Origin of the sequence: Microcystis sp. M165S2 (genome assembly GCF_020245885.1) — a bacterium.
GTDB lineage: Bacteria > Cyanobacteriota > Cyanobacteriia > Cyanobacteriales > Microcystaceae > Microcystis.
Map to the genome: position 1 here is coordinate 1 of NZ_JADBTZ010000426.1, position 8,519 is coordinate 8,519.

The 8,519-nt window shown below is 44.2% G+C and carries 5 protein-coding genes and 1 pseudogene; 4 read left to right on the forward strand and 2 right to left on the reverse strand.

All coding sequences use genetic code 11. The features are described 5' to 3' along the window. Nucleotides 1-143: 143 nt before the first annotated feature. Nucleotides 144-257: pseudogene (locus tag IM479_RS21060) on the forward strand (LOG family protein); the annotation flags it as partial. Between the two features lie 3 nt (nucleotides 258-260). On the opposite strand, the gene IM479_RS21065 reads toward IM479_RS21060, so the two are convergent. Further along, complete coding sequence (locus tag IM479_RS21065; protein WP_002733765.1) at nucleotides 261-650, reverse strand: hypothetical protein; 390 nt, start codon at nucleotides 648-650, stop codon at nucleotides 261-263. A gap of 161 nt (nucleotides 651-811) precedes the next feature. Here IM479_RS21065 and queA point away from each other — a divergent pair, with 161 nt between their 5' ends. From queA to gcvT, 3 genes are all read left to right on the forward strand, one after another. Beyond that, on the forward strand, nucleotides 812-1,909 hold the full coding sequence (queA, locus tag IM479_RS21070; protein ID WP_287685537.1) for a tRNA preQ1(34) S-adenosylmethionine ribosyltransferase-isomerase QueA: 1,098 nt from the start codon (nucleotides 812-814) through the stop codon (nucleotides 1,907-1,909). A gap of 162 nt (nucleotides 1,910-2,071) precedes the next feature. Continuing rightward, nucleotides 2,072-3,760 carry a serine protease gene (locus IM479_RS21075; protein WP_287685532.1) on the forward strand — a complete coding sequence of 563 codons (1,689 nt, stop codon included), beginning with the start codon at nucleotides 2,072-2,074 and terminating at the stop codon, nucleotides 3,758-3,760. 262 nt (nucleotides 3,761-4,022) lie between these two features. Beyond that, nucleotides 4,023-5,129, forward strand: coding sequence for a glycine cleavage system aminomethyltransferase GcvT (gene gcvT, locus IM479_RS21080; RefSeq protein WP_287685534.1), 1,107 nt, complete (start codon nucleotides 4,023-4,025; stop codon nucleotides 5,127-5,129). A gap of 1,227 nt (nucleotides 5,130-6,356) precedes the next feature. Here gcvT and IM479_RS21085 read toward each other — a convergent pair. Next, nucleotides 6,357-8,087, reverse strand: a complete 1,731-nt coding sequence (locus IM479_RS21085; RefSeq protein ID WP_287685536.1) for an Rqc2 family fibronectin-binding protein — start codon at nucleotides 8,085-8,087, stop codon at nucleotides 6,357-6,359. Nucleotides 8,088-8,519 lie beyond the last annotated feature (432 nt).

The window sequence follows — 8,519 nt, forward strand, 5'->3', positions numbered from 1 at the left end:
CCATAAAAAGGATAACTAGATAGCAAGTGATATTCTAGTAGGTTCGGTTCAGACATAATCGTGTAAGACCTAAGTAAGGGAAACCAGAAAGGGCTGTGATTAGCTCAAGAATCCTCACGCCTTTAGGCCCAGGAGTGTCAACTCGTCTAGTTTTTTACTTTAACGGCAAGAGTTACGGACGCTTGTATCAGTTAATTGATCACATCAACGATTTAAGTCCTGTAGTTGCCCTAGAAGATCATCCCGAGAGAAAATAAACCCTAGGCTAGAGTTTCAGGACAGTATCCTAAACCCTTAGTAAATTGTTGCCGAAAAGCCTCTATATCTTGCTGATCCGGGGTACCATGGGACACGATCGCCACTTGATAACGACGCATGACATCAATAGGAGATTGTCCCGTTTCCAAACTCCAAAAAACCATCTGGAGACGCATTTCCGGTTGATAGGGAATCCCTAACTCATTCATGTAGGCGCGAAAATCACCGTGTTGGCAAGGAGTCAGCATTTGATTAAACTTTACCTTGACCACCCAACCGTTAATCTGATGGATAACCGTCATTACGGAGGAAGGCAGATGAGTCATCGATCGGAGGTATTCGGTGACTCGTAGCGTTAAACTAGCATTAGCAAGAAAATAGAGATAGTCCATAGTGGCCGCCGGGCTATTGGCTAATAGTCACGATTAGTGTTATATCTCTAAGTCTGACGATAAACCGTTCCAGGTACCAAGGGGAGAAATCCCCGATTTAGTGAAGTTCGCCTGGGTAGGATTACCCAACTTTTGCGAAGCTCTTTATGATGATAATGACGATGATCCCTGACCAATTACTCTCCAGCTACGATTATCACCTTCCTCCAGAGTTAATTGCCCAAAATCCCGCCGAAACCCGGGATAGTTCCCGTCTTTTGGTGGTAGATTCTCCCAATAGTCATAATTTAGCTATTTTTCGGGATTTACCCACTTGGTTAGAGTCGGGGGATTTGCTGGTTTTCAACGATACCTGCGTGATTCCGGCCCGTTTATTTGGACGTAAAACCACGGGCGCACCCGTAGAAATATTACTATTAGAAGAACAAGATGACCATCGTTGGTTATCTCTGGTGAAACCGGGAAAACGCTTTAAAGTCGGTTCAGAAGTCCTTTTTTATCCGAAAACAGGGCCGACGGAAGACCAAGAAAAATTATGGTTAGCGAAAGTAATCGATCGAGATCTGAACACCGGTGGTCGTCTGCTGGAATTTCAACGTCATCCCCAGCGCAGTTTTTGGGATATGTTGAAGGAGTACGGTCATATTCCTTTCCCCCCCTACGTCACCGAATCAGAGGCGGAAGAAGACCGTTATCAAACAGTTTACGCTGATAAACAGGGTTCTGTGGCCGCTCCCACGGCCGGATTACATTTTACTCCCGAATTATTCCATAAGCTCGCTCAGAAGGGTATAGATACCGCCTATGTCACCCTTCATGTGGGAGTGGGAACCTTTCGTCCCGTGGAAGTGGAAAATATTACAGAACACCTAATGCACCAAGAATTTTTGCAGATTTGCGCCGAAACTGCCGAAAAAATCGCCCAAACAAAGGCTAGAGGTGGCCGGGTTATCGCCGTGGGAACCACGGTAGCTCGCGCCTTGGAAGGGGCAATTAAAGAAAGTAAGAGCGAGAAATTAACCGCTTTTCAGGGAAAAACGAATTTATTTGTCTATCCGGGTTATCAATGGCGGGTTATCGACGGCATGATCACTAATTTTCACCTACCCAAGTCCAGTTTGATGATGTTAGTCAGTGCCTTAATCGGACGGGAAAGACTACTGGCATTGTATCAAGAAGCTATCCAAGAGCGTTTCCGTTTCTATTCCTTCGGTGACGCTATGTTAATCCTACCCAGCGCTCGCAGCAGTAATCGGTAAGTAGTTGGACAAAATTACGTTCAAACCCCAGAAAGAAGGAGCAGCAGAACTGCGGAAAGGGCAACAGGAAAAGCAAAAATATGTGTAAGCGGCCCGCGCATCTAAATTGGTCTAGGTCGATTATCGAACCACCTCTGGCCTGTTGTCTATCCTAACCAAGAAATGAAAAGAAAAGATATTAAAATCGGTCGCCGCTATTCTGGCAAATCCTGGCAAATATTTGTAATTATTGCCTTCATCGCCGCCGCTCCCTTTGCTATTTTTTATCTTATTGCCTTGGCTTATCTCTGGCAAGGCGATCAACTTTTGGCCGCGGGGGAGAAGGAATCGGCTCTGTCTGCTTACCGAACAGTTTTATCTTTTCACGAAAATTCGGGCCAAGCCCATATAAAAATCGCTCAGGTTTTGCAAAGTCAAAAACGTTATTCTGAAGCCTTAAAAGCCTATAATCATGCCTTTATCGTTAATGATAAACCACCGATGGAACCCTCCCAAAGTAATTATTTAGTGGCTTTGGGAGATATCTTCGCGCAAGAGGAAAAATGGTCAGAGGCGATCGAGGCTTACCAAAAAGCAATTATCATTAAACCAACTTTTAAAGCGCAATTTCAGCTAGGAAAAGCCCTCTATAGTTTACAACGTTGGGATGAGGCGGCGAAAGCTCTGCAAGCAGCGGTTTTTCTCGATCCTAGTCAGGGAAAAGCCTATTTTTATCTGGGAAAGGCCTACAGTGAACAGCAACTCTGGCAAGAGGCCAGTTATGCCTATCAGCAAGCTCTAGAATTGATACCTAGTCAGGGTGAAACCTACAAAAAATTAGGAGAAACCCTAGCAAAACAGGGAAAATGGGAGCAAGCAGAGCAAATATATCGACAGGCTTTAATTTACGCCCCTAAAGATGGGGATATTTATAATTATTTAGGGAAAGCTTTAGCGGAACAGGGAAAACTAGGGGAAGCGATGGCAGTTTTTCAACAGGCGCGCCAAATTAGCCCCAAAAATGCCGAGATTTACGAAAATCTCTGTTATACCTATATCAATAGTGGTCAGATCGATGAGGGTCTAAATTGGTGTCGGCAGGCCGTAGAAATTGATCCCAATTTATCAGAAGCTAGATTTATTTTACAGGAAATCCAACGGGGGCGATTAATTCATGATCATCCCGAATTATTAAAAATGCCAGAGATAATTCCCAGTGTTAAGAGTGATCCTCTGGTGAATTTAAAACGCTCAATTGTTAAAATTGTCATTCGTGGTCAAAATAAAAATGGCATCGGCACTGGTTGGTTATTAAAACGAGATCAAGACACAGCTTGGATCGTGACTAATCGCCATGTGGTGACGAATTCCCGTCAAGAAATCGATGCAGAGGCGCGCATTTTTGTCGAGTATTATAGCCAACCACCCAAGGGAAAAATTCCCAAGCGTTCAAAAGCTAAAATTCTCCACACTACCCCCCCTAACGACTGGCTCGATTTAGCAGTATTGGAGGTAAAAAATCCCCCCCCAGATTTAAAACCTTTAGCTTTAGCACCCCTACCAATTGCCGCTAATCAATCAGTAATCTCGATCGGTAATCCTTTTAATCAAAAAGATTGGACTGTCAGCAAAGGCACTGTTAATGATAATGAAGAAAAATCCTTAAGTTTATCCATGTTTGTCGTTTCTGGACAGTCGGGAAGTCCAGTTTTAAACGATAAAAATCAAGTGGTGGGAATGATTTCCCAAGCGAGTTTATTTTGTGCCAATCCCTCTACTCCTAAACCCCTAGAAAATGCCGTTAAATTGGGCTGCGGTTTCGCAATTCCCATTGACAGGGTGCGAGAAAGGTTAAGGGAGTGGGAATTATGAATTGGGAAGTGGGGTGTGGGGAAGTGGGGAAGTGGGGAAGTGGGGAAGTGGGGAGGTGGGGAGGTGGGGAAGTGGGGAAGTGGGGGAATTTCAACTAACACCCTAAAACCCTAACACCCTAACACCCTATCACCCCAAAACCCCCCGCAACGCGCACGCAGTGACCACCCTATCTCCTGTCTCCTGATAACTGATAACTGGTCACTGATAAATGATAACTGCTATGCTACTCTAGGCAGAAAACCATTCGATCGAGATCACCGTGGCTAACCAAGAAGCAACTTCCCCCGCTATTCGTACCCCTTTATACGAGCTAATTGCCCAACAAACCAGCAAATTTACCCCTTTTGCGGGTTGGGAGATGCCGATACAGTTTAGCGGCCTAAAAATCGAACATAATGCTGTCCGCAATGGTGTCGGGATGTTTGACATTTCCCACATGGGCAAATTTATCTTAACTGGAGATAATCTGGTTCAATCTCTCCAAACCCTAGTTCCTTCTAATTTAGCCCGTTTAAGCGCAGGAAAGGCACAGTATAGCGTTTTACTTAACCCGGACGGTGGTATCATCGATGATATTATCTTTTACTACCAAAGCGAAAGCCAAGGCGTATTAATTGTTAATGCCTCAACCACCGATAAAGATCGAGAATGGATTTTAGGCAATTTAGAGGGATCTGGGGTCAAATTAAAGGATTTATCCCGAGAAAGGGTCTTAATCGCCCTGCAAGGACCCAAGTCAGCCACAATTTTACAGCCCTTGGTCGGGGAAAAATTAAGCGATTTTGGCCTATTTAATCACTGGGAAAGCCAGCTTTTCGGGGAAAAAGTTTTTATCGCCAGAACTGGTTACACCGGAGAAGATGGCTTTGAAATTATGGCCCCTCCTGAAATCGGACAGCAACTTTGGACGGAATTCTTAAATTTAGGGGTGACTCCCTGCGGTTTAGGAGCGCGGGATACCCTGCGTTTAGAGGCAGCTTTAGCCCTTTATGGACAGGATATCGACGATAGCACGAGTCCCCTAGAGGCAGGCTTAAATTGGTTGGTTCATCTGCCAGAAAAAGGCGATTTTATCGGTCGCAATGTCCTTGAAGACCAAAAACTTAATGGTGTCAATCGGCGCTTGGTGGGATTGCAGATGTCTGGCAAACATATCGCCCGTCACGATTATCCGGTAGTATTCGCTGGGGAAGCGGTGGGTAAAGTCACCAGTGGCACTTTATCACCAACTTTAAACACCGCGATCGCTTTAGCCTATCTTCCCACACCTTTCGCCTCGATCGGACAGGCGATCGAAGTAGAAATCCGCGGCACCACCTACCCCGCTACCGTAGTCAAAAAACCTTTTTATAAAAGTAAAAAGTAAAAAGGTGATGGGGGTTAGGGAGTCGTTTAAACTGTACTGCATTTAAACTGCGTATTGGGAATTTTAGTACAAATGCCCAAACTCCCAACTCCTAGACTCCCTAGTCCCTGCCTTCAGGCAGTCTTAACGAGTAATTTAGATGGTCAACAGCTGATCAGTTACTCCCGACTTGAAAGTAATAACGCAACTAAAAACCCATGCAAAGCAGTTAGCTGCAGTCTTCTCGAATAACAGCCGAACTCTACCATATTTTAGACCAATTTAAGAGAGGTTCTTCGGTTTGTCTTATGCAATGGACGGGGTTATAAGGAATGAAACCCTTATAGAGACAGGTGTTGCTGCGATTTTTGTCAACTGTTTTCGATCTAGAGCGAACTAATCAATTAAATCTCTTGCCAGATAAAGATTTAGTCGATTTATGCCCCCCTATTGGGACTTAAACGCTCAACAAAGGTTCAATCGAGTATAATCGTTACAGAGTAAGCACTTTACGTTGAGAAATCGGCGATGAAAGAGACAACCCCAGCAGCGATGCCTCCCTGCTTTGACCGATGGTGTCGGCGGTTTGACAATTGCTTCAAGAGCGAAGCGCAAAAAAACGGGTTCAGACAGTATTTAGGGTTTGCTGAATAAATCTAAAAACCTTGTTGGATAATATTTGTAGGCTTTTTTGAAATCAAAAAGTGCCTTAGCTAGGAGTGTTCGGGGGGGGGAAATTTAGGCACTTTTTCCCTGAAAATTAGGTAATTGACCCCCTGAAAATGAGTAAAACCCCACACCCCACACCCCACACCCTACCCCCACGAAAAACTTTTTCAGCATACCCTATTTAGGAGGATTATTAGGGGAAAGTGAGAGGAAAAACCTGACTCAAAGGGCCCTATCCCTCTTTCATCCCAAAGATAGAGCAAATATTCTCAACAATCAAACTCATTCATCTGGGCAATAAGTCTCGGAAACCGAAAAGAAAGTTGAGGAAAGTGACAGAAGCGGTTAGGTGAGGATAAAATACCAGTGGTCGCTTTAATATCACCTGAATAGTCGGTTTTTTGTGTCTTTCCCGAGACTATCGGCTGCTACCACTGGTTTGCTGTTGTTTGTTGTTGTAATCCGAGGAAATATAGTTCTTGCGTTCCCAAGCGCCTGAACTGCATTTGTCTCTCTAGTAAAAATTGTAACAGACAATACCCATTTTGTGTAAAAAAAAGTAAACAATTTGGTAAAAAATTATTTTTTGCGGTAATCCTCAACCCTCTGAGGACAGCCCCAGATTACCGTTTCCTGTTTGTAAACCACCATACCGGGCTTTGCGCCCTTGGGTTTATAGACGTATTTGGGACGGGTATAGACGACGGGAACCTGTTCACTATGGCGAGCGCGGCTATAATAAGCGGCGTAATCGGCGGCAAATTGCAGATCGGCGGCTTCTGGAACTGTACCGGGGGTTAAACGGAGTAAAACGTGACTACCAGCGATTTCTTGACTATGAAACCAGATATCGTAATCGCTGGCGCTACGAAAAGTTAGCCGATCATTTTGACGGTTATTTCTGCCAATCCATAATTCTACTCCAGAGGGAGTAGTAAAGCGCATGGGTTCGGATTCTTTGTTATTCGCCCGATTACGCTGGTAATTGCTTTCTAGATACTTCTGTTGAATTAATTCTTCTTGTATCTCGTCTAGGGCCTCTAAATCTTCCCTGCTGCTATAATTCTCTAGTTGACTTAAACTCGATCGCACTTGTTCGAGATAATTAATTTCACTGACCACTTCCGCTAATAAAGGTTCCACCGCTAACCGCGCCCTTTTTAATTTCTGATGTTGTTTATAAAAATATTGGGCATTCTGCACGGGATTTCTTTCGGGATCGAGAGGAATAATTACAGGTTTTCCTGTCTGGAAATCCGCCAAAGTAATGCTAGTCATTCCCTGCTGTATTTGCTGCAGATTTGCCATTAATAAATCCCCTTGCTCTTTATAGCGATCGGCATGAGCAGATTCTGCTAGTCTTGTTTGAAATCCCGCCGCTTTAGTTTGCAGTTTAGTCAGTAAAGAGATGACTTTTTGATTTAATTTTTGCTGTAGTTGTCGAAAGCTTTCTTGATTAATTTGGTCGCTATAATAACGGTTTAATAATTCTTGAACATTTTTAGCTGCTGCCAGTATCTCCCCACCGATCACCGTATAACCTTCTCTTGTCCATCCGGGTTGAAAGGTTTTATTTTCCAAGATTTTTAACCATTCTTGCCAAACTGAAAAGAGCTTTTCCCAATCAGTATTATTTAACTGATCCGTGTTTAATTTCGGGTTAATCTTGGCTTTTTGCAACAGCGATCGAGCGATGACCGGACTAACCCCACGATAGGTACTAACTAGCTGTTTTTCGATAGTTTTAGGGATTAAACTAACTCTGGCTTGCCAACTGCTCAAGGATTCTTCTAAACTGGGATTTGTTGCCAATAAAACGGGTGGTAGTTGATAGATTTGTCCCGTTTGTACGGTGCGAACACTAGACTGGGTGGCATTGACTTGATGGGCAACGGTGACAATTTGATTGTCAGCCGCAGTTAAAATAACATTGCTATATTTGCCCATAATTTCTATGTACAAATGCCCCAGGGCCGGATCATCGGGACGTTGGGCAAATTGTAGATCGATGACTCTTTCCCACGGGGCAACAAATGCTAATTTTGTCAGCGCAAAACCATTGAGTTGATGACGCAATTGAGCGCTGAAAGTGAAGGTATCTGGGACTTTTGGCGGTGGATCACCAATATGCAGCCGCGCTCCTTGGGGATGCCAAGAAATAATTAACCATCCCTTGCGATCGAAGGTTCGTAAATAGAGGGCGATCGTTTGGCGATCAATTTGATACACTTGTTCTAGTCTCGCCGGCAGCCAAACGGCAGCAATTTCGGCACAAGTGGCGCTGAGGGTGGTAAAGTCTACGGATTGCATTTTCAGGATTCAGGAGATATTCTCGATGCCAAAGTTGGCACCGCCAAGCATGAAAATATCATAGCTTCCCACTGAGGCTAAGACAAAAAAGTTGTTTCCTCAATTAAAAACGGATTTGGTGTCAGAATCTATCTCAAGGGAGCGAGAGGACTCCCGTTAGAGCCGCCCTTGCTTAACGGGAGATGAATCGCGACCAAAATGAAACTAACGCGGTAGCGTTTCCACTTTCGAGGGATTTCGCTAGAATAGAGAAAGCGGTAAAGCGCGTAAAGTATCACGGAAACCTCCCGATCCTTTGTACCTCGGAACAAATATCGCCCTTGAAAATGTAATGGTGACGGGTCAAGCAGCATAGAAGCTTAACGGCTAAGGTCAATTCTGCCCACAAATAAAATTCAGAGCCGTCCGGGCAGTCGGCAGACGTTAAACTAA